Below are 20,954 nucleotides of genomic sequence, written 5' to 3'. Positions count from 1 at the left end.
TTTTTGCCAATTGCCAATTGTCTATTGCCAATTATATTAAGCGTCCAATTAAACAGGGCGCTTTTTTATTATATAAAACAACCTTTTCAACTCAAATTGCTTCTTGTTGACATTAAAATTGCTATTAGATATGAAAAAATGGTCTTCGCTCCTTTTCTTATGCGCACTTGTAATTAGTTCTCATGCCGCCATCCGTTTACCCGCAGTCATCAGCAGTAATATGGTGCTGCAGCAACAGTCGAATGTAAAGTTGTGGGGTTGGTGCGGCCCCGGTGAAAAGATAGCCATCACCACTTCCTGGAACAACAAGACCGATACCATTAAAGGTACCCGCGACGCCAACTGGGCGCATAGCATAAAAACGCCTGAAGCCGGCGGACCGTTCACCATTACCATTTGGGGCAGCAATACGCCCGCGCCCATTGTATTAGAAAATGTTTTGATAGGTGAAGTGTGGGTTTGTTCTGGCCAAAGTAATATGGAATGGAATTATTATAACAAACTGCCCGATATTGCCGCCGAACTACCTACCTGTTACAATAAGAACATTCGCTTTTTTCATATCCCAAAAACAACAGCCACCAATCCTCAGGACGACTGCGCCGCCAAATGGACCATCTGCGATTCAAACACCCTGAAATTCTTTAGCGCCGTTGGTTATTTCTTTGGCAAAAAGCTGAACCAGGACCTGAACGTGCCTATCGGACTGGTTAATTCAAGCTGGGGTGGAACACCCGCCGAAGTGTGGACACCCGAAGAACAGGTTAACAATGATGCTGCATTGAAGGCAAGCGCCGCCAAGCTGAAAAATGATAGCCGCTGGCCTATTACCCCGGGGTATACCTACAATGCCATGATAAATCCTATCATAAATTACAGTATTGCCGGCGCCATTTGGTACCAGGGCGAAAGCAATGTTGAAATGAACGACACCTATGGCAAATTATTCACCACTATGATCGATAGCTGGCGCAAGGCATGGAACAAGGAATTTCCTTTTTACTATGTACAAATAGCGCCTTACCGCTATGGCGCCAACCTGAACGGTGCCCTGTTGCGCGAAGCGCAAACAAAAGTGATGTCGCATCCCAACACAGGCATGGTAGTTATTACCGACCTGGTTGCCGATACCGGCAATATTCACCCTACTAATAAACACGATGTAGGCGCGCGCCTGGCCAACTGGGCATTGCACAATACATATAAAAAAGAAGGATTTGCTTATGTAAGTCCCATGTATAAAAGTATGGAAGTAAAGAAGGGCAAAGCTTATCTCAGTTTCGATAATGCGCCCACGGGTTTAATGATAAAAGGAAAAACAGCAACAGAAGTATATATGGCCGGTAGTGATAAACAATGGTATCCGGCAGATGTGAAGATCGAGAATAACCAGCTGGTTGTTTCGAGCAAACTGGTAAAAGAACCCGTAGCCGTTCGGTATGGGTTTACCAATACTGGTGTAGGAAATATCTTTGGAAAAGAAGGCTTGCCGGTGAATCCGTTTAGGACGGACAATTGGTAAGTTCTTAGTTTTAAGTTTTAAGTTCTCAGTTAGGCCACTTTGTAGGGCTAACTGAGAACTCCAACCAAGAACTAAAAACTTAAAACTAATAAATTCTACCTCGTCCTTCAGCCGTATTGATCAACTGCTGAGCAAGTGTATCATCAAACACTTCAGCTTTATTGGCCAATACTTCCCTGAGAATATCATGAATGGTGATAATTCCCATAAACTTTCTTTCCTCCAGCGCTACCAGGTAGCGGGCTTTGCTTCTTATCATTGTTATCATGCAATGCTCTACCGTTTCTTCGGGACCCACCACCGGCAAATCGGTGGTCATTACTTCCTGTACATGGGCTTCCCTGCTGCTGCGGCCTTTTAAAACTACATTGCGACTGTAATCCTTTTCTGAAAAAACGCCCAGATATACATCTTCGTCCATAACTATCAGGTAACTCAGGTTTACCTCCTCAAGCTGATGCAGTGCATCGATCACCAATGCATCGGGCCTGATAATATTCTCCGGACGTGGTTTACTGGCTATAAGATCGTCTACCGTTCTCATGAAATGAACATTTGTTTAAAGTTCGTATTTTATTCTTTTCAAAGCTGATTAAAATCATATGCCAACCGACATATGGGGGATAAATTTATTACTTAATTTTTAGAAGCCTTCATGTGCTGTCCTGCTACGGCAAAAAAGGCATGCCGGGAATTATATGTGTGGCCGGGCTGGTGTGCCCGGAAACGCCTATTTTCGCAGCAACCAAAAACATGTATCATATGAATATTCAGGAGCAATTTGACCAGGCAGTAACCCGTAGTAAAACGCTTGCAGAAAAACCAGGTAACGATGTACTGCTGCAATTGTACGCCCTGTACAAACAGGCTACCGAAGGCGATGTAAATATTGAAGCGCCCACTAATGCGTTCGATTTTGTGGGAAAGGCGAAATTCAATGCCTGGGAAAGCATAAAAGGAAAGGCGAAAGAGAGTGCTATGCAGGAATATGTTGAGTTGGTAGGAAAACTGAAGTAAGTTGAATAGTTAACTGGTTAACTAGTTAACGAGTTAACTCCTGGGCGGACCTGTGAACTATGAACTGTGAACTATGAACTATTTAAATGAAAAAAACTTTCCTCTACCAGGTATGGCTCCATAATAAGAAGCTGTTTTATATAATGGCTATATTTACTGTTCTCACCGTGGGGGCTAATTTAGCCGGTGATCAGGTTACGCCTTTCTTCGTATGGGGTATGTATTCGGCAAAGGAAGAACCGGTTCGGCAGTATTCCATTTTGCAAACAACCATAAACGACAGTATGGTGGTAGATCCCTACGACCGGCCCATTTGCGATACCCGGTTCTACCTCACTTCTCCCCTGGCCTGGTATAAAAAAATAAAGGATAATAACAGTGTAGACCCTACTCAATCATTTCTGCAGGCAAAGTTGAGTCCTGCACGTTTTGAAAGCCTTGGCTTTTTGCAAAACGCCCTGTTCAATAACCGCCAACAGCAGGATGCCTTTTTCCCCTGGTATGCCCGCTACCTTACGCAGGTGACCACCACCCCCGTTCAATCGATACGCATCGATGAAATAAAAGTGCATTACGCCGGCCCTAAACTAGTTGTAGACTCTATTCACCTGTTCAACCGATGGGAAAAACCATAGCTCATATTCTTTTTTATACGCCCTGGGAACGAAAGCGCATAGCCCGGGTAGTGTTTGCATTAACGCTGGCATCGCTGGTATGGTCGTTCTTTTCCCATACTTTATTACACCAGCTACAGCAGCCAGTGCTTAAATTCCCATACGTTGATGTTACTTACTGGGTAATGCATTATTTGCAATTGCCCCAACTGATAACCGGTCATTTTTGGCTGGCCTGTTTGTTCGATCTGGCGCTTTTTACGTTTTGTGTACTCTGTTATATTTACCCCGAAAAGCGTTGGTATGTTTGGTCGTTTATCGGCTTATATCTTATCTATTTTATTACGTTCAATACGTTCGGCGGCCACCATACCAATCATAAGATCGGGTTTTTGCTTATGGCCATTCCCTTTACGGTTACCAATTACAAATCGTTTAATTATTTATGGCAGGGCCTGCGCTATTTCCTGTTATTCGCCTATACCGATGCGTTTTTGTGGAAGTTCTTCAGGTGGGCCTGGTTGCATGCAGACCAGGGTATGCTTATAATGAAGAAGAACCAGGCGGCCTATTTATACTTAAACCCCGATACTTTTTTTGCAGGTTTATACCGCTGGCTGCTACAACAACCCATGCTGGTAAATGGCGCTTATATTGCAGGAACGATCCTCGAAGGGGTGTTTATCATTGGCTTTTTTACACGCAAATACGATAAGTACTTACTTGTTTTTTCAATACTGTTGCCACTTGGTTTCTGGCTTACAGCCGATGCCTATTTCTTTGAATTTTTGGTGCTCAGTTTAACCCTTGTAAATTTTCATGCTATTTATGCACCCAGGCGTTTTGCAAATAATCTGAAAAGAGGAGCGCTTACACCGGTATAGCGTTTAGCGTAAAAGGCAAGCAGCATATTATAAACCACATTACTTATAAACATGGCCAGCGCCGCGCCGGTAATTCCCTGTACAGGAATCAGCAACCTGCTCAGCACTGTTAAAATGAGCACGTTCACCAATAAGGCAATGGCCGACAACTTTTCTTTTCCCTGCATCATTAATATAGTGTTAGCCGGGCCAAAGATGGCAAACAATCCGTTCGACAGGCTCATATAAATCAGCGCCGGGTAACCTTCTTTAAATGCTTCGCCAAAATAACCCAACAGCCAGTTGCCGGCCCCTATATTCATTAATAATAAGGGTAGCGAGGTGATGAAAATGATCCAGGTGCTTTCGGTATAAAGCTTTTGGTTATACGAACGTCCGGCATCGTGATGTTTGGCAAACATTTGCGGCAGCACCGCATGCAGTAAAAAGAACGGATATATAATGAGGTCAGAAAAGCGGGCTGCAATGTTAAACACTCCTATGGCTTTCTCATCGGTAAAATAAGGCATTATCAACATACCAATTTTGGAAGTAAGTAATTGCAGCAGGCCAATGCTTAAAAAATACAGGGTTTGTTTTTGCCAGCCCTCACCCTGGTAACGTGTTGTTCCCTTGCCTAAATACGGTTTTGTTTTTTGCCATACCAGCCAGGCAAGTACCGCTGCACAAATGCCCAGGTTTGCAACGGCTATACCAATAAGCAGGTTCTCATGTATGTTTACCGATAACCAGCCGGCTGCTATAATAAAAACGGTCAGCAAAAAAGGTTTTAACAGCCGTTCTATTACCTGGCTTAGTCTTATGAAGTTCAATGCCTGTAACGTCATTTGGTTGAGGCCCAAAAAAGCAGATAAATAAACGCCGAGCGATGCCATCAAAAACTGTGACCGGTACTCACTTAACGTTTCTATTGGGAAAATATAAATGAGCAACAGAAAAACAACGCTGATGATGATGCCGCTGATGGCCACCCTTATGTTGGCATGTTTAATAACCGCGCCTGCCTGCGCCTCATCGCTTTTTGCTTTGTATCTGGGAAGGCGGGTAACAATCATGTCGGCCTGCCCGTGCAATGCAAGCATGGTTAAAATACTGATCCAGTTAAACACATGTACATACACCCCATACTTTTCTGACCCAAACAATTTTACCAGTAAATAATTTCCGGCAAACACCAGTACCATCGATATACCCTGGATAATAAAAGAATGCACGATGCCTTTTATAAGCCTCATGCGATCTTCCTGCAGATCGCTGTTGGTGAATTTTTCAAGAATAGACTTTAAAAGCTTCATGCCGGGTTAATAGGGTTAATGTCGTGCATGTATATCTACCCAAAACGTTAATTGCTTGTTTTGGGTATGTACATAATAATCGTTAAAGTGAAACTCCAGGTATTGTCGGGTGGTTTCATAGCTGGCCCATACATTGGGTAACTGATCGCCAAACGGCGCGGTGGTTAAGCCACTAATGGTGGCTCTTTTTTGCGCCATTTTTAACCGGTTATTATAGCGGGCAGTATACAGCCCGGTTATGCGTTCCAGTTTGGTTCTTACCCGCGCATATAAGCTATGTATGCGGCTATAATGTTTGTTTGCAGTTAGCGGCAGCAGGCTATCCTGGTCAATTAACTGAAAAGCGGTGAAACCCGCAGCATGTAATAAGTCCAGATTGCCATACAACAGGCTGCGATCTGTATTTATTTGTTCAATAGAAAAACAACTGTGCTCGCACGAAAGGTAGCGGGGTATTTCAGTTTGGTTTACCAGGCTGTTGATGGCAAGGGCGTCGTTGCCCTCAATATCTATTTTACAGTAATATGGTGTACCGTATTTTGTAAACAACGAAGAAAGCCTGGCGGTGGTAACATCAATGGTCTTTACAAGGTGCCCATCCCTTTCGGCAAGGTGTTTCAGCGTAGAACTGCGGCCGTCTTCCTTACTGATATAAAAGGGTATTGTTTCATTGTCTTTACCGGTGATAGCGGTATTCACAACAATCAGTTTACCCTCGCCGATGGCCTGGCTAAACTGTTGTTCCAGCTTTTGGGCCAAAAGCGGGTTTGCTTCCACTGCCACTACCCTAAAGCCCTGCTGCAGGTACCAGCCGGTATCATCACCCTGGTGGGCGCCAATATCATAAATTAAACCTGGTTGTGTCATTATTGCCCACTGGTTTATAAACCCACAAATATATTATTTGCCTGCTGTAAATTCGCAATATGAAAACAGGCATATTTGAAATGGAGCATTTTGAAGGCGCTTACCCGGTTATTCAGCTTTTCGATGTGCCTGCCAACCAGCTGGTGATCTTTACCGACGCCTTTACCTATGAACGGTTTGCCGAACTGTTTAAACAGGATATGCAGCGTTTTCAATGGGAAGTGCTTGATAAAAGCCGTGGTAAATGGCGGTTCTTTCGTCAACTGTACAGGGCTGCTAAAAAACACCAACTCGATCTTTTTTATCTCAATACCATCAGCAATAATCATTTGTTCTACGCCTGGGTAATAGCACTTTTACGTGTTGCCCGCGTGGTGATAACGGTACACGATATAAACTGCCTGTTTAAAAGCAAAGGCGAATTAAAGGCCCGCCCCCTGATTCATCATATAGGGAAAAAAGCCCTCATAAAACGGGTGAAAGAATTCAATGTGGTGTCCGATACCATGGTTGATTATTTACGCGAAACCACCCATGGGCAAAAGCAGGTACATAATGTACCCGGCGCCGTGTTTGAAAGCGAACAAAATACTTTATCCATTACCGATCATCTTCATTTGGTAGTGCCCGGCTCACTCGATAAAAAACGCCGCGATTATCACCAGGTATTTGCCCTGCTAAAAGCAGCCGAGGAAAAACAATTACCGTTGCATGTTACATTGCTGGGCGGTTATATGGATGAGTATGGAAAAGCTGTTGTACAACAGGCGAAATCGCTTTCATTAAAATATGCCCGGGTTACAGTATATGATACGGGTCTTGTTAACCAGAATGAATTCGACAATCAATTGAATGCCGCTCATTTTGTGTTCATCCCTTCGGTGATTGATACGGCTATTTGTTTTTCAATACCAGAAGTATACGGGCTTACCAAATCATCGGGCAATATGTTTGATGTAATTAAACATGCACGGCCATTTATTACCCCGCAATCGTTGCGTATTTCAACCACGTTAGAAAGTAGTTGTTTTCGCTATACTTCCATTGATCATTTAATGGTCTTTTTACAGGAAATAATGCAGCATAAAGATGGGTATACCAGCTGGCAGCAACGGGCGCTTACCAATTCAAAGGAATATACCATTGCTAAAGTACGCAGCCGTAACCCTACACTTTTTGCAGCGGACTAATGCCGGTATACTGTAGAAATACACTAAATACGTCTTCTACCGAAATAGAATCAATTACATCCTGCGAAAAGCTGGTTTTGTAAAATGCCTGCGATAACAACGGGCTTATTACTTTTCTCAGTGTGCCGTAATCGTGGATCTCGGCGGGGCTTGTGCAATTAAATATGGCAATGGATGGAATATGATAGGCCATGGCCACATGCATGGCAAGGGTATCGCCCGAAATAATAAAACTGCACCCGGCAATATCATCGAGGTATTCAACAATGCTGTTGCGTTGTTCCAGTTGTTTACAGCTGAAACCAAGATCGTGCAGCTTGTTTATCAGGCTTGGGTAACCGCTCCAGCCTTTATTGGGCCAACGTGTCCCTACCCTTGTTTCAATGCCTATAATTCGCGGCATTGGCCGTATATGATTATTACGGTATATACAGTATTGTTCGCCGTTAAACGGAATATCGAACATGCTTAATAAAAGCTGCTGATACGAAGCGGTGTTTTGCTTTTTGGCCTCATTGGCGCAGGAAGGGCCTAATGAAGAAAGCAGGCTCATATCGTACCAGGGCGCAGAATCGGCGGTATAAATGAGCTGTTTATTTTCGAGGCAAATACCGGTTATTTTTTTTGTGGGAATTCTGCTGGCGAGTAATGCACAGTCAGCATCTTCTTCAAGGGAAATGGTATGATCAAAAATTTCGTGCTGTAAAACAGCCAATGCGTTTTCCAGTGGTACTACCCGTTGCAGGTTCGGATGCCAGACAGGTAAAATTCCCTGGTACCTGCTGTCAATTACCCAGGTAACAGCACCCTGAAGCGCATTTAGTAATACGGTAGTACGAACTACATCACCGGCAGCACCGGTTTTTATCAGCAAAATTTTTGTCATTGCAGGCGTAAATGTACACTTCCAATTTTAATTGGCTAAACATAATGACAAAAAATATTACAATGATCAACGTGCCGATGCTAATGAAATATTTAGCTGGGAAAGTTCGTTTTGTGGAATGTCTTCTTCCATTTTCCGGAAGATGATCTCATCTTCAAAATGGCTGTGCTGGTCTACCAGTTTTATGAAGGCTTTATACAGATAATAATCTTCATCATTGCGATTAAGCCGTTCGGCCAGTAGCCTGATGGTATCGTGTTCACGCTTTAGAATGTTGATGTAACTATGGCTGAACTGATGCTTCTGCAAAAAAGGAAATAATATCGCCTCTTCCGCATCCACATGCTTTTGCAGCTCGTTTTTCCAAAATTGAACGATACGCTGTCTGATGGCCGATTTATCGCGTTGTTGTTGGATGTCTCTTAAGAACTCGCGGCACTTAAGCCTGTCTTCCTTGTGTTGCCAGGATAGTACCTGTAATGACTTAGAATGTTCCATATAGCAATTCCTCCCTCATCATTTAAACAATAATCAAACCATTACTATTAAATGGGGAAAAGTTGGAACTGCTTATTTTGTTTAAATACTGTTAAAGTGAAGTCGGAAGTCAGATGTCGGAAGTCCGGAAATACAGGAAGTCTGAAATAAGAGGGAATTCAATGAGGTTTATCAGCGTTCTGACCTCTTACTTCAGACTTCCGGCTTCGCACGCCTATATTCCAAAAATCTTTTATTTTAAACTACTAATGATGGTAGTGAATTCTGCGGCATTCAACGATGCTCCTCCAACAAGTCCGCCATCAACATCGGGTTGAGAGAACAGTTCTTTTGCGTTATTTGCTTTTACACTGCCACCATACAGGATAGAAATTTCATCGGCAACGGCTGCGCCATATTGTTTGGCCAGTACGCTGCGCAAATGTGCATGCATTTCCTGTGCTTGCTCAGATGATGCGGTTTTACCAGTACCAATGGCCCAAATGGGTTCATAGGCAATAACCACGCGCTTAATGTCTTTTTCTGATAAGTGGAACAACGATTCTTTCAACTGAACCTCAACAAAACTGTTTTGGGTACCTGCTTCGCGAATGTTCAATGGCTCGCCGCAACAGAAGATGGGCGTAATGTCGTATTGCAGACTGAGGTCTACTTTCTCGGCCAGCATTTTGTTCGATTCCTGAAAATATTCGCGACGCTCGCTATGTCCCAATACAACAAATGGAATGCCTATAGATTGCAGCATTTCAACAGATACTTCACCGGTATAAGCGCCTGATTTTTTATTATAGCAGTTTTGGGCAGCTACGAAGTAGTTGTTCTCATTTTCCGTTTCACTTTTTGCCATTATCAGGTATGGGAAAGGAACGGCAAAAATGGTTTGCTGATGTTCTTTTAATGCAATGTTGGCTGAAAGGATATCATCGAGCAACTGTTCGCCCTGTTGATAGGTACAATTCATTTTCCAGTTAGCCGCAGCAATTTGTTTGCGCATAAGAATCGTCTTTTTTTATGTGAAGGCCTTTTTAAGATTGCCCAAAAATATGTTTCAATTGAGTTATTTCTTCTTCTGTAAGCGATTGATTTTTTAATTTTTTCCAGTTGGCTATGTCTTTCAGGGCTTTTTCAAATTCATAAAGGCTAAGGCCCTTGTTGCCCCAGGTAAAATTGGGGATGAATTTGGGCGGCATGCCATCACCAAAAACATTAGCGCAAATGCCCACTACGGTGCCGGTATTGAACGAAGTATTGATGGCGGCGCGGGAATAATCGCCCAGCAGCAACCCGCATTTCAGTCCCGCCTTCATATATTCACGGCTATGGAAGTGCCACACATTCACGTCACTGGCCGTGTTTTTTATATTTGAATTAGAAGTGCCGGCGCCCAGGTTGCACCACTCGCCTATTACCGAATCGCCGAGGTAACCATCGTGGGCCTTATTTGAATACCCGAATAAGATGGAATTCTTAACCTCGCCACCGATCATGCTATACGGCCCTACCGTGGTAGCCCCGTATACTTTAGCCCCCATTTTTACCAGGGCTCCTTCGCCCATGGCAAAAGGCCCCCTTATAAGCGCCCCTTCCATTACTTCGGCATTTTTACCTATATAAATAGGCCCGGTTGTGGCATTCAGAAAGCAATGGTTCAGCACAGCTCCTTCTTCAATAAATATATTACCGGCATTGCTGGTTTGAACCGTTTCGGGTATGGGCGCTGATGTGCGACCTTTGGTAATCAATTGAAAATCTTCACGTAAGGCCCAGTCGTTCCATTGAAAAATATGCCAGGGATACTGCAGAACCTTTACCGATGTGTAGTCGGGGTCGCTATTATTATCGAAAATTGATTGTATAAAGCTGGCTGTTGGTAGAATGTTGGCCGCAAAAACAATGGCATCGGCCGGCGCTTGCTCGTTGTGTTTGAGCAGTTTCACTGGTTGCTGTAATAATGCTTCCCATTTTTGCCTGATGGTAAGAATTCCGATGCGTATATCGGCAGCATGCCGGGTTTGCGCAAAAGGATACAGGTGATCGGCTACTTCTTTATCGGAAAGAAAGACTTGCTTGTTCATAGTTCTTAGTTCTCAGTTTACAGTTCACAGTTTGCAGTACACTGGTTTCCAGATGGTCAAACTTACTTCATTTTGCTCATTCCCATGCTTTAATCAGGTTGTTACATATGTGAATCATCGGTTGCAAGCGCTTAATTCAGGTATTTTTAGTGAAAGGTGTCAAAAACAATAAAAACCTGGCAGCAAACCATAAATGCTGATAACAATAGTGGAAACAGATCAATATCTAAGAAAAGCAGGTAACATCTAATGTATTAGATCAGTTTTTTATAAAATCTGATAACAATTATTAAAACCTGAGAGCCGGTAAGAAAAGTTGTCGGGTTACAACAAAACATAACAGCAATTCAAAAAAGCTGGCAACAATTACGGAAATCTATCAAACGCTGTGAAAAGCTGGCAGCTTTTCCAAAAAACTGATAACAATTCCAGAAACTTAGCAACTTTTAAGAAAAGCCATCAGATTATAGTAACAGATGGCAACAATTATAAAAAGTGGGCAGGGATTGAGGAAAACAGGCTACAATTCAAAAAAAGTTAACAAGCGCTGCTAAAAGCTGGCAGTATTTGATGAAAATGAGCAACAACTGAAAGAAGTTATCAAGAAACCGGAATAATCATCAATTCTAATTGAATCATGGTAAGATTTTGATGTGCGCATGCAATTAACCGCAACGTGCAGCCTTTGGCGAGGAATAAAATGGTAAAGCCTGGTGATCATTGATTGATGGGCGTGGCGATGAGTTTAACTAAGCGAAGATTTTTAATCCATTCATTATGTAGCAAAGAGATGCGGGTGATTAAAGTAATACTAAAGGTGGGCAGACAAATGTATGGCAGACATATATGGCCATGGACGCATTATACGAACAAGTGTGAGTGTAATAAACTAATTGAAGAATGAAGGTCGAATGAATTAAAGGAGCATTAACTTTTACTAAACAATAAAACGAAACACTTACTACGTTATTGTAATGGTATAAAAGAAAAATCCCCTTCCTGAGAACAGGAAAGGGAAAGTATAGCCATGAAAAACAAAAATGTTTGTATTGAAATTACGCTTTTTATTTTTTCTTTTCGTAACGTTTCTTGAATTTATCAATACGACCCGCTGTATCTACCAGTACATTCTGACCGGTAAAGAAGGGGTGAGATGTGTTAGAAATTTCTAATTTGATAAGGGGGTATTCATTACCATCTTCCCACTTTACAGTTTCTTTTGAGGGAGAAGTAGAACGGCTAAGGAAACTGTACCCGTTACTCATATCTTTAAATACAACGAACCGATAATTTTCGGGATGAAGACCCTTTTTCATAACTCTTTGATTTTTAATGTGCACCGATTTTGCGGTACTACCTGTTATAGTAATTGGTTATACTGGTTTTATCAGCAAAGCCGCAAAATTAGTTCTCCCGTATAACTCTGCCAAATTAAAATTTATTCCTGACTTTTTTAAATATTTATTAAAGATAATTGGAAAATTAATTAACCGGCGGGTAAAAATAAATTATTCAGGCAAGAATTTATAAAAAAAGAAAGCACCGGATCCATTTTATACCTGCTACGTGCACGTATAACCTGTATAATCCAATGCTTTCCGCTAGCCGCATTGAACCATTTTACTAGTCTGCTGCGACTTTCTATACCTAAGTTACTTATTATAATCTTTCAATCCCAATTTCGGGCAACTATGTTTTGCACCCGTTCTGCACGAAATTATCCACAGGCCCCTACGGGAAATGAAGAATGGGAAATGTAGAATTAGAAATGAAGAAGTGAATACAGTTTCGGGTTTTAATGCCGATTGCCGCTGTATTCTAGCTCCTCATATTCTCATATTGTAAAGGAATGCCTAACGAGGCATTGCGGCAGAGGGCGATCACTTCCTGCAGATCGTCGATCTTTTTGCCGGTAACCCGTACAATATCGTCATTGATTGACGCCTGTACTTTCAGGCCCGAGTCTTTGATAAGTTTTACGATCTTTTTGGCATCTTCCTGCTTCAACCCATTGCGTACCGAAACCTCCTGTTTTGTGTACTTACCGCTTTGGTAAGCCTCTTTGCTAAGGTCGAACGCTTCGGGAGCAATGTTCTGCTTGTGAGCACGGTTGATCAAAACATCTATCAACTGGCCCATCTTCATAGCATCTTCCGTTTCAATGTTGATCTTAAATTCTTTCTTGTCGAGATTGATCACCACGTGTGAACCTTTAAAGTCGAACCGGTTGGTGATCTCCTTGGTGGTAACATTCACTGCATTGTCCAGTGCCTGTCCATCCACTTTACTAACGATGTCAAACGAAGGCATAGCGTTTATTTAAGTGCTGAAAGCACGAATGTAGGAATAAGTTAACGAGTTGACAAGAGCCCCGGTGAGATCGCCGGGGCTTGGTGTTGCACATGAAACGGAGAAAACAATTTGCAATTGGCAATGGGCAATTGGCAATTGTTGCCGGTATTCGGGCTTCGCTAATAATCGCGAATCTCCGATTTGCCTATTGCTTATTGTCTATTGCCTATTGTTGCCCGCCGCCGGCGCGGTTCTGTTCTTCCGATGCGCCATTATTACGCTTTCTGGCCTGGGCTATAGACGTTTTACCAAAGCGGTAGCTAAAGGTGGCCGTAATATTTCGATTGTCCCACCGGTTATATATTTTCACATCAATATCACTATACAGGGTGCGGCCTTTGAATTGTTGCCAGTGAAAGGGATCCCGAATGTTTAACCGAACCGTACCCTTGCCTTTTATTACCGTTTTTTGTACCCCAAGGTTCATAAAGTACATGGGGTCGGCAATGGTAAGCTGCTCGATGGTTTTGCCCCGGTAAAAACCACTCACTTCCCCACTCCATCCTTTTTTAAAGCTAAAGGTATTACTAACGTTCACCAGTGCCGAAGTATAGCTTATGTCAATAGGATCGTTTTTGCCGGTGAATGAATTATAATAAACGCCTTCGTACCGGTTGTTGAACACATTTACAAACAGGTTCACATTCCAATTCTTTACAACCGTAAAGGGGGCATTTATGGCCAGGCCAATATTCTTGAACCGGGCTACATTATCGGCCGTAAGAAAAGTGATGCGCTTTTCGGTGTTCTGTTTTAATAATTGCGATATCACATCATCAGTTATCGTATAATTGATGGTAGTGGTATACTTTCCTTTTAAAGTATGCCGCAATTCAAAATTGTTGGCATATTGTGGTAACAGGTATGGGTTACCCTGGCGGTATTGTAATGAATCGAGGAACCAGATAAATGGGTTCAGGTCCTGGTAATTGGGCCGCTCAATACGCCGGCCATAGGACAAGGTGAATGTGTGCGATTTGTTTACTTCATAATTCACGTACATGGTGGGAAACAAACTTGTATAGTTGCGGGTGAAAGTTGAGTCGTTGGTGACCTGTTTACCTTTGGCGACTGTATTTTCCATACGCAGCCCCGCCTGCCCGCTCCATTTCTTCCACTTTTTATTTAAGCTTACATAGGCTGCATTAATGTTCTCCTGGTATATAAAGTGGTTCGAGCGGTCGTCGGGTTTCCAGGTGCCATCGTTATTTCGTTCGTATTTTACTTCGTTGTCGTTCTTTACATAACTTACTTTAAAACCGGCATCAAATCGCAAATTATTTTTAAGCGGGTGTACATAATCTGACTTGGCTGAATAAATATTAATTATACCGGGAATATCACCAAACAAAGTGAGGTGCCCAAGCGCATTGCCGTAGCCGTCATAAATATCCGTTATGAGTGTATTTTTGGCGTTGTTATTATAACCAATATAATCAAGGTCGGCGGTAAGCTCGCGGCCGGCCGAATCGAACGTATGCTTGTAGTTGAAGTTGGCTGAGTAATTAAAGAAATTATTTTTATTGATGTTTCTTGAGTTGAGCACCTGTTCGGTGCTGCCGTCGGCCCGGCTGATGGTTTGTATACTTTGCGGGGCTGGACGGCCAAAGAAACCAAAGCCATTCACTACTACACCAAAAACATTCTTTTTGTTGGCATAATAATCAAAGCCCATTTTTACTGTTTGGTTTATTCCGCGAAAAGAAAAGTTCGACATGGATGCAGAGGTGGAGTTCAATGAACCGTCTTTTTCAAAGAAGCGGCGTGTGAGATCGAGGTTTCCTTTTCCCTCACGGTAATTGTAATTGAAGTTCCCGAATAGGTTCCATTTGCCTTTGCGATAATTAAGGTTAAGACTGCTGTTGCCACGTACGGGCGAATACCAGGTGTCATGGCGTTTTAAGAACCCTACAGTACCGCCAATGGTAATACTTCCATTCAGGCCTTCGTTCAGGCTCTTTTTTGTTTTAATATTTATGATACCCGAATTGCCGCTGGCTTCATAACGGGCTGGCGGGTTGGTCATGATCTCTATTTGATCTAGTGCCGAGGCAGGTAGATTCTTAAGCAAATTTGCCAGGTCGGCCGGCGACAAATAAGTTGGTTTGCCATCGATCATAATGCGTACGCCCTGTTTGCCTTTTAAACTTATTTCTCCTTCATTACTTACTGTTACACCGGGCGATTTTTCCAATACTTCCAGGGCCGATGCGCCGGCATTGGTTGGTGCCGCTTCTACATTCACTACCATACGATCGATCTTATTTTCAATAAGCGGTCTTTTACCGGTAACAGTTACTTCGCCTAAAGTTTTAGCAGCAGATTTTTGTAATTGAAACGATGGTAATTTATAAGGTGATGTGCCTGATAATTTAAAAGGTTTACTTCTTTGTTTGTTAAAACCTACTGCCGTAACAGTGACAAAATATTCGCCTTCGGCCAGGTTGTCGAATTCGAAAAGACCATATTTGTCACTCACTGCCACTTTAACCAGTGCTGAATCTTTAGCACGCTGCAATGAGGCGGTGGCCGATTCAACAGCCTGTGCATCGGCATCGGTAATTACACCACTAATTTTACCAGTTTTGTTTTGTGCGGTTGCAATAATGGAGAGAAAGCATAATATACCCGTTATGCAGGTAGATCTATTTTTCATGTGCGATTTTTGAAGGGTTCTAACGGTAGGAATCTCTTATGTAAGTTGCTATGTATTTACGGAATTAAAAAACGATTAATGATAAAGCGTTTTAATTGCCCTACAGGGGGAGGAATTTGAGTATCAATACACCAACGGAAAATAATAAGGAAGAAAGGTGTAGTAGACTAGTTGATCACAATCAGTTATTTGTGGTGAATCATCTACATTCCTGTTTTACAATATTGAAGGCTTATCAAGAAGGAGAAAATACCTTACAAAAAAGTAAAGGCCCCATAGAAATGGGGCCTCGTTAACCAAAACTAACTGCTTATGAGAAAAACTGTATGACTGCTATTTATGAAGAAAGTTTATTTACTTAATTATTTATTTGCGGTTTACATATATGAAATTCCACATCCTACCAGGTACATCAGCGCTATTGCTATTAATATTATCTTTCTCATTGTCCATTCTATTTAATTATTCCTGCCTTCTATAATAAGACGTTTAAACAGGAAAAAGGTTTCATCAAACTCTGTTAAAAAAAACTAAATTACTTTTTACTAATTTCTTTCTTTTCAAACAGCTGCTAATACCTATTCAGAAATTGTGCCACGCTAACAGGAAGTATCTTAAAATCTTTTTAATGTCCTTCCCTTCTACTCTTGTTTCTCTTTCCTTTCTTATGACTTATTTACTATCACTTGGTTTAACGAATTTACTATAGCTATTTGTTAACTACCTGTTATCATATACGAGATGGGCAGCCGGATAGATTTGTTGGCTAATTTCCCATATTAACGCGGTTTTGTTCGTCGCTGGCGCCGCCTTTTTTACGTTGACCATTGGTGCTCTTTATAGGGTTTCCAAAGCGATAAGTAAAGGTTACATTAGCTACCCGGGTATCACGTGTATTGCGGAAACGTGCTTCGGTCTTTTTAAAGTTGATATCGCCATGCGGTATCTGTGTATAGAAAAGATCACGTACGTTCACCTTTATCGATCCTTTACCTTTCAATACCTGTTTTGAAGCGCCTACTGCCAGTTGTCCCATTGGTTCAAGAAGTATTTGTCCTTCTACACCTTTGCTTCTGTACCAGCCGCTTACTTCGGCGCCCCAGCCATTTTTGAAATTCATTTGGTTATTCAGGTTCAATTGTAAAGTGCCGGCAGCCATGTCAATATATTCGCCATACAGATCGCCTCTATAACGGATATAGCTATAGTTGGTGTACAGCATGGTTGTTAGCCATTTGTTAAAGGGAATTTGTGCATTTACTGCAATACCATAATTCTCGCGGCGGCCAATATTACCTCTTCTTACAATGGTTGCTTTTCCAAACTGATCGAACGTTTCGTTAAACAGGTCCTTGGTTGTACTGTAATTAAGCGTAGTGGTGAGCTTGCCTTTAAAAATATGTGTCAATTCAAAGTTGTTCGAGAATTGAGGTCTTAAGTACGGATTTCCCTGTTCATAGGTAAATGGATCGATATAGAAAAGGAACGGGTTCAGACTTTGATAACCGGGCCTGTCTATACGGCGACCATACGATACACCAAACTGGTTGTTCTTATCGGCACCATAACTGATATATACAGTTGGGAACCAGCTGTTGTAAGTACGTTTGAATGATGAATCGGGTTTGGTTGGGTTTCCATATTGATGGCCTTTATAGCTTGTATTTTCGTAACGCAAACCGGTTTGCAGGCCCCATTTTTTTGTGATCTGTTTGTTCAGGCTAATGTAAGCGGCATTGATGTTCTCATTGTAATTAAAGTAGTTGGTTTTGCCGTAGTCTGTTACCCATTCGTCGCTGTTAAAATTCAGGATGTAATAGTTTGCTTTGTTTACTGTTTCTACATAGCTTGTTTTAACGCCTGCTTCTATTTTAGCATTGCCTTTCAATGGATGGGTATAATCCATTTTGGCAGAATAAATGTTTACAGTTACCGGCAGCACGCCTTGTAATTGTTCTTCCCTAAGCATTACCCATTTAGGGTCGAAAGTGGAATTTATAAAATGCTGATTGTTCGTGTTGTCATAAACGATATAATCAACATCGGCGGTAAGTTCACGGCCGGTTGAATCGAACTGGTGACGCACATTCAGGTTCACGCTGGCGTTTTTCCAGGTGCCTTTTATATTTGAATTGGCGGTTACCATTGAATCAACTACATAATTCGGGTCCTTTAAGTAACTGGTGTTTTGGTTGATGCTGCTTTCGGGGTTATAAACACCACTTAACACAAAGCCTACGGTTGTTTTGTTGGTTATAGAGTAGTCCATACCCATCTTCAGGTTATGACCCATGTAACGGCGTTTCATATAGGCCGTTTGTTCAAAAATGGCTTCCGTTTCACCATTGTCGTCTTTATAGCGGCGAAAGATCTCCAGTTGTTGAAAGTTATTGTTACGATAAAAACTGTAAGTGCTGAACAAATTCACTTTGCCATTGCGGTAGTTAAGGCTAAGGCTTTCATTGTTTTTAAAATATACGCCCTGCCCTACACCGGCGCTTACGTTGCCGTTAAAGCCTTTGGTTTTGTTCTTCTTAGTTTTAATATTGATCACCCCTGCATTACCGGCTGCATCGTATTTGGCTGGTGGGTTGGTCATGATCTCAATTTGTTCCAACTGCGATGCCTGCATGCCTTTTAACATATTGGCCAGTTCGGCGCCGCTGATATAAGATGGGCGGCCATCGATAAGCACCACTACGTTCTGTTTTCCTTTGAGGCTAATGTTACCGTCTTTATCAACCTGTACGCCGGGCGATTTTTCCAGCGCTTCCAGGGCGCTGGCGCCGGTGTTGCTAATAAAGGCATCTACGTTCACCACCATGCGGTCGATCTTTTGCTCAACCAGTGGTTTGCGGGCACTTACGGTTACTGCCTTCAGGTCGCGGTTTCTTGGGGTAAGCACAATGGCCGTGAGCTCGGTAATTGGGCTTTCGGTTGATATTGTAAAAGGAGTTGAATATTGTTTTTCGTACCCTACGGCCGAAACGGCTACCAGGTACTTGCCTTGCTGCGGGTTGTCGAACGAATAATGGCCGTCCTGGTCGGTTACCGACATTTTCACAACGCTTGAATCTTTTGCCTTTAAAAGGGTTATGGTGGCGGCTGATAAGGCTGGTTGGTTGGTTGCGCTTACTTTTCCACTGAGCTTAAATGCTTGTTTGGTTTGCGCCCTGCCTATGAAAGATACTGACAACAGTATGATTATAAACAGGTTGGGAAGCTTTCTCATGGTTCTTTTATTGGTTGAAGAATACTTTGCTTAATTAATTACAGTTCAAAAGTAGGTACTATGCAATGTAAAGTACCTTATTTTATGTCCAGTGGTTGTTTTTGCTGATGTCCGGAAATAATTGGTATGCAGGTAGGACGTATAACTAACCTTTGGGTTACAGCTACATGGTTGTTTGGGATGGGTGGAAAGAATACAGGTTGAATGGAATTAATAGTTCACAGTTTATAGTTCACAGTTCTTAGTTTCCAGTTATTCAGTTGTTCTGTTATTCAGTTTGTAAGTAATTGCTGAAAAAACTGGAGGGGCAGTGATTGCCAGCGACAGGCCTAAAAGCAAAAAGCCCCCGCTATTCGCAGAGGCTCATTGAAATACTTCAGATTATATTAAGCTTTAGCTGTTTCTGTTTTAGCCGCATGCCTTTTCTTCATAACAAAGTATATGGCGGCGCCGGCAATGATCAATGCTACTGCAATGATCTCGGCCTGCGTGGGGTGAAAGCCGAAAATATCGTATTTGGTGTTAACGCGTATCTGTTCTACAAAGAAGCGTTCTATACCATTCACTATAAGGTATACGCCAAACAGCGTTCCCGGCACTTTCATTTTCTTACGCAACGACCATAAGAACAGGAAGAGGAAGAAACTCACCACCGTTTCATAAAAAGGCGTTGGGAAAACCGGAATGGGCAGCTGGTTACAATATTGTTCATCTTCGCAACCTGGAATACGCACCCCTTCATTCACCACATTATGCGGGTAAGAATAAGCGAATAACCAATTGGGCAGCCAACCGGGTGCTTTTACAGAAATATGAGGGATCTCGGAAACATTATTAACCTGAAAGGTCCGTAAATAAAAGCTGCTATGTGCCTGTAAGGTTTGTTGAAAGCGGGTGCTATCTACCATTTCAACCTTTGATGAGTTGCCTGGAACCGTTACATACTGGCTGTTCAAAACGCCCCAGTCGCCATCGCCGGCCACCTGGCAGCCAACCCGGCCTAACGAGTAAGCCAGTATGAGGGCGGGCGCAATAGCATCGCACAATTGACGGAATGAGATCTTATGTTTACGGCTATAAAAATAAATGGCAACGGCTGCACAGATCAAACCACCATAGAAGGTTAACCCGCTGAATGATAACAATGCCTCAATGGGGTTCGCTTTAAAATCCTGCCAGTTCTCGAGGTTATGAAATATTTTGGCGCCTAAGAATCCAAACAATGCTGCATAGATCACCAGGTCACCTACCCTGTCGTGCGGCCAAATACGAATGGTGCGCTCTTCGGGTTTATCGAGCTTTTGCTTATGTTTTTCCCACCATTTTAAGCCGGCAAACAATAAACCCAATGCAATACCAATGGGCCAGCTGCCTTCTGATGAGAAAATGAATTGTTGCGGATCGGCGGTTGTTTTGCTGTCTGAAAGAAATAAACCAATGATCTTGTATCCCAATAAAAAGCCCAGCATGAAGTTTAGTAATAATTCGCCTATACCGGCCTGTTTACCTACTACCATCTTCACTTCCTGGAACGACAATAAGCCTGCTCTTTCCTTCCGTTTTAATTCCAGGGTTAATATATATGCAGCGGCTAAAAAAGACAATGCAACAAAAAAACCAAAGGAATTTATAAAACGAAGTCCATTCAAGCTAACACCAAATAGATCCTTAAAAGCGTAATATAGGTTTGGATACATGTATCAGGAATAGATTTTATCTATCAATTGTTTAAATAAAGGTGCAATGATAAGAAAACAATTGCCAATTAGCAATTGACAATGGGCAATTGGCAATTTATTCCGAACCGGCATCAGTCTGCCTGAAATCGACCACTCTGCACTTCGCGAACCCTTGCCTATTGTTTAT

At 42.2% G+C, this 20,954-nt stretch carries 17 protein-coding genes; 5 read left to right on the top strand and 12 right to left on the bottom strand.

Going from position 1 to position 20,954, the window contains the following annotated elements:
• The first annotated feature begins 130 nt into the window (after positions 1-130).
• Entirely contained in the window at positions 131-1,522 is a 1,392-nt protein-coding gene (locus tag GGD38_RS11195; protein WP_375300773.1) for a sialate O-acetylesterase, read from the top strand.
• Positions 1,523-1,607: 85 nt separating this feature from the next.
• On the opposite strand, the gene GGD38_RS11190 is transcribed toward GGD38_RS11195, so the two are convergent.
• Positions 1,608-2,066, bottom strand: a complete 459-nt coding sequence (locus tag GGD38_RS11190; protein ID WP_375300774.1) for a CBS domain-containing protein — start codon at positions 2,064-2,066, stop codon at positions 1,608-1,610.
• Positions 2,067-2,284: 218 nt separating this feature from the next.
• On the opposite strand from GGD38_RS11190, the gene GGD38_RS11185 reads away from it, so the two are divergent.
• The 3 genes from GGD38_RS11185 to GGD38_RS11175 all read left to right on the top strand — a co-directional run bounded on the left by GGD38_RS11185 (position 2,285) and on the right by GGD38_RS11175 (position 4,037).
• Positions 2,285-2,539 carry an acyl-CoA-binding protein gene (locus GGD38_RS11185; protein ID WP_375300775.1) on the top strand — a complete coding sequence of 85 codons (255 nt, stop codon included), beginning with the start codon at positions 2,285-2,287 and terminating at the stop codon, positions 2,537-2,539.
• 86 nt (positions 2,540-2,625) lie between these two features.
• Positions 2,626-3,174, top strand: a complete 549-nt coding sequence (locus GGD38_RS11180) for a hypothetical protein (RefSeq protein WP_375300776.1) — start codon at positions 2,626-2,628, stop codon at positions 3,172-3,174.
• A complete protein-coding gene (locus GGD38_RS11175) occupies positions 3,159-4,037 on the top strand; it encodes a hypothetical protein (RefSeq protein WP_375300777.1) in 879 nt (292 codons plus the stop codon). Before GGD38_RS11180 ends, GGD38_RS11175 begins: the two co-directional genes overlap by 16 nt.
• Here the strand turns inward: GGD38_RS11175 and GGD38_RS11170 are convergent.
• A complete protein-coding gene (locus tag GGD38_RS11170; protein ID WP_375300778.1) occupies positions 3,980-5,332 on the bottom strand; it encodes a lipopolysaccharide biosynthesis protein in 1,353 nt (450 codons plus the stop codon). The two genes, GGD38_RS11175 and GGD38_RS11170, sit on opposite strands and share 58 nt — an antisense overlap.
• Before the next feature lie 15 nt (positions 5,333-5,347).
• Positions 5,348-6,199 carry an FkbM family methyltransferase gene (locus GGD38_RS11165; protein WP_375300779.1) on the bottom strand — a complete coding sequence of 284 codons (852 nt, stop codon included), beginning with the start codon at positions 6,197-6,199 and terminating at the stop codon, positions 5,348-5,350.
• A gap of 59 nt (positions 6,200-6,258) precedes the next feature.
• Between GGD38_RS11165 and GGD38_RS11160 the strand changes: the two genes are divergently transcribed.
• Positions 6,259-7,389: a glycosyltransferase gene (locus GGD38_RS11160; RefSeq protein WP_375300780.1), complete on the top strand. Its 1,131-nt coding sequence runs from the start codon at positions 6,259-6,261 to the stop codon at positions 7,387-7,389.
• On the opposite strand, the gene GGD38_RS11155 is transcribed toward GGD38_RS11160, so the two are convergent.
• The 9 genes from GGD38_RS11155 to GGD38_RS11115 form a co-directional block, all read right to left on the bottom strand.
• Positions 7,367-8,275, bottom strand: a complete 909-nt coding sequence (locus GGD38_RS11155; protein WP_375300781.1) for a glycosyltransferase family 9 protein — start codon at positions 8,273-8,275, stop codon at positions 7,367-7,369. The two genes, GGD38_RS11160 and GGD38_RS11155, sit on opposite strands and share 23 nt — an antisense overlap.
• 66 nt (positions 8,276-8,341) lie before the next feature.
• Positions 8,342-8,773, bottom strand: a complete 432-nt coding sequence (locus GGD38_RS11150) for a hemerythrin domain-containing protein (protein WP_375300782.1) — start codon at positions 8,771-8,773, stop codon at positions 8,342-8,344.
• Between the two features lie 232 nt (positions 8,774-9,005).
• Positions 9,006-9,767: a triose-phosphate isomerase gene (gene tpiA, locus GGD38_RS11145; RefSeq protein ID WP_375300783.1), complete on the bottom strand. Its 762-nt coding sequence runs from the start codon at positions 9,765-9,767 to the stop codon at positions 9,006-9,008.
• Between the two features lie 31 nt (positions 9,768-9,798).
• Positions 9,799-10,848, bottom strand: coding sequence for a putative sugar nucleotidyl transferase (locus GGD38_RS11140; RefSeq protein ID WP_375300784.1), 1,050 nt, complete (start codon positions 10,846-10,848; stop codon positions 9,799-9,801).
• A 1,064-nt stretch (positions 10,849-11,912) separates the two neighbouring features.
• Positions 11,913-12,164 carry a type B 50S ribosomal protein L31 gene (locus GGD38_RS11135; RefSeq protein ID WP_375300785.1) on the bottom strand — a complete coding sequence of 84 codons (252 nt, stop codon included), beginning with the start codon at positions 12,162-12,164 and terminating at the stop codon, positions 11,913-11,915.
• A 502-nt stretch (positions 12,165-12,666) separates the two neighbouring features.
• Entirely contained in the window at positions 12,667-13,158 is a 492-nt protein-coding gene (locus GGD38_RS11130) for a YajQ family cyclic di-GMP-binding protein (protein ID WP_375300786.1), read from the bottom strand.
• 208 nt (positions 13,159-13,366) lie between these two features.
• On the bottom strand, positions 13,367-15,856 hold the full coding sequence (locus GGD38_RS11125; RefSeq protein ID WP_375300787.1) for a TonB-dependent receptor domain-containing protein: 2,490 nt from the start codon (positions 15,854-15,856) through the stop codon (positions 13,367-13,369).
• 766 nt (positions 15,857-16,622) lie between these two features.
• On the bottom strand, positions 16,623-19,088 hold the full coding sequence (locus tag GGD38_RS11120) for a TonB-dependent receptor domain-containing protein (protein WP_375300788.1): 2,466 nt from the start codon (positions 19,086-19,088) through the stop codon (positions 16,623-16,625).
• Between the two features lie 386 nt (positions 19,089-19,474).
• A complete protein-coding gene (locus tag GGD38_RS11115) occupies positions 19,475-20,785 on the bottom strand; it encodes a prolipoprotein diacylglyceryl transferase (protein ID WP_375300789.1) in 1,311 nt (436 codons plus the stop codon).
• Positions 20,786-20,954 lie beyond the last annotated feature (169 nt).

Source organism: Niastella sp. OAS944, from assembly GCA_024809215.1.
Classification (GTDB): domain Bacteria; phylum Bacteroidota; class Bacteroidia; order Chitinophagales; family Chitinophagaceae; genus Niastella.
The sequence above is the reverse complement of the archived record's forward strand: the minus strand, read 5'-3'. Positions and strand labels throughout refer to the sequence as shown.

Excerpts from the sequence above, each read along its gene's own strand:
- GGD38_RS11195 (WP_375300773.1), top strand. The coding sequence starts at position 131 with ATGAAAAAATGGTCTTCGCTCCTTTTCTTATGCGCACTTGTAATTAGT.
- GGD38_RS11190 (WP_375300774.1), bottom strand. The coding sequence starts at position 2,066 with ATGAGAACGGTAGACGATCTTATAGCCAGTAAACCACGTCCGGAGAAT.
- GGD38_RS11185 (WP_375300775.1), top strand. The coding sequence starts at position 2,285 with ATGAATATTCAGGAGCAATTTGACCAGGCAGTAACCCGTAGTAAAACG.
- GGD38_RS11180 (WP_375300776.1), top strand. The coding sequence starts at position 2,626 with ATGAAAAAAACTTTCCTCTACCAGGTATGGCTCCATAATAAGAAGCTG.
- GGD38_RS11175 (WP_375300777.1), top strand. The coding sequence starts at position 3,159 with ATGGGAAAAACCATAGCTCATATTCTTTTTTATACGCCCTGGGAACGA.
- GGD38_RS11170 (WP_375300778.1), bottom strand. The coding sequence starts at position 5,332 with ATGAAGCTTTTAAAGTCTATTCTTGAAAAATTCACCAACAGCGATCTG.
- GGD38_RS11165 (WP_375300779.1), bottom strand. The coding sequence starts at position 6,199 with ATGACACAACCAGGTTTAATTTATGATATTGGCGCCCACCAGGGTGAT.
- GGD38_RS11160 (WP_375300780.1), top strand. The coding sequence starts at position 6,259 with ATGAAAACAGGCATATTTGAAATGGAGCATTTTGAAGGCGCTTACCCG.
- GGD38_RS11155 (WP_375300781.1), bottom strand. The coding sequence starts at position 8,275 with ATGACAAAAATTTTGCTGATAAAAACCGGTGCTGCCGGTGATGTAGTT.
- GGD38_RS11150 (WP_375300782.1), bottom strand. The coding sequence starts at position 8,773 with ATGGAACATTCTAAGTCATTACAGGTACTATCCTGGCAACACAAGGAA.
- tpiA (WP_375300783.1), bottom strand. The coding sequence starts at position 9,767 with ATGCGCAAACAAATTGCTGCGGCTAACTGGAAAATGAATTGTACCTAT.
- GGD38_RS11140 (WP_375300784.1), bottom strand. The coding sequence starts at position 10,848 with ATGAACAAGCAAGTCTTTCTTTCCGATAAAGAAGTAGCCGATCACCTG.
- GGD38_RS11135 (WP_375300785.1), bottom strand. The coding sequence starts at position 12,164 with ATGAAAAAGGGTCTTCATCCCGAAAATTATCGGTTCGTTGTATTTAAA.
- GGD38_RS11130 (WP_375300786.1), bottom strand. The coding sequence starts at position 13,158 with ATGCCTTCGTTTGACATCGTTAGTAAAGTGGATGGACAGGCACTGGAC.
- GGD38_RS11125 (WP_375300787.1), bottom strand. The coding sequence starts at position 15,856 with ATGAAAAATAGATCTACCTGCATAACGGGTATATTATGCTTTCTCTCC.
- GGD38_RS11120 (WP_375300788.1), bottom strand. The coding sequence starts at position 19,088 with ATGAGAAAGCTTCCCAACCTGTTTATAATCATACTGTTGTCAGTATCT.
- GGD38_RS11115 (WP_375300789.1), bottom strand. The coding sequence starts at position 20,785 with ATGTATCCAAACCTATATTACGCTTTTAAGGATCTATTTGGTGTTAGC.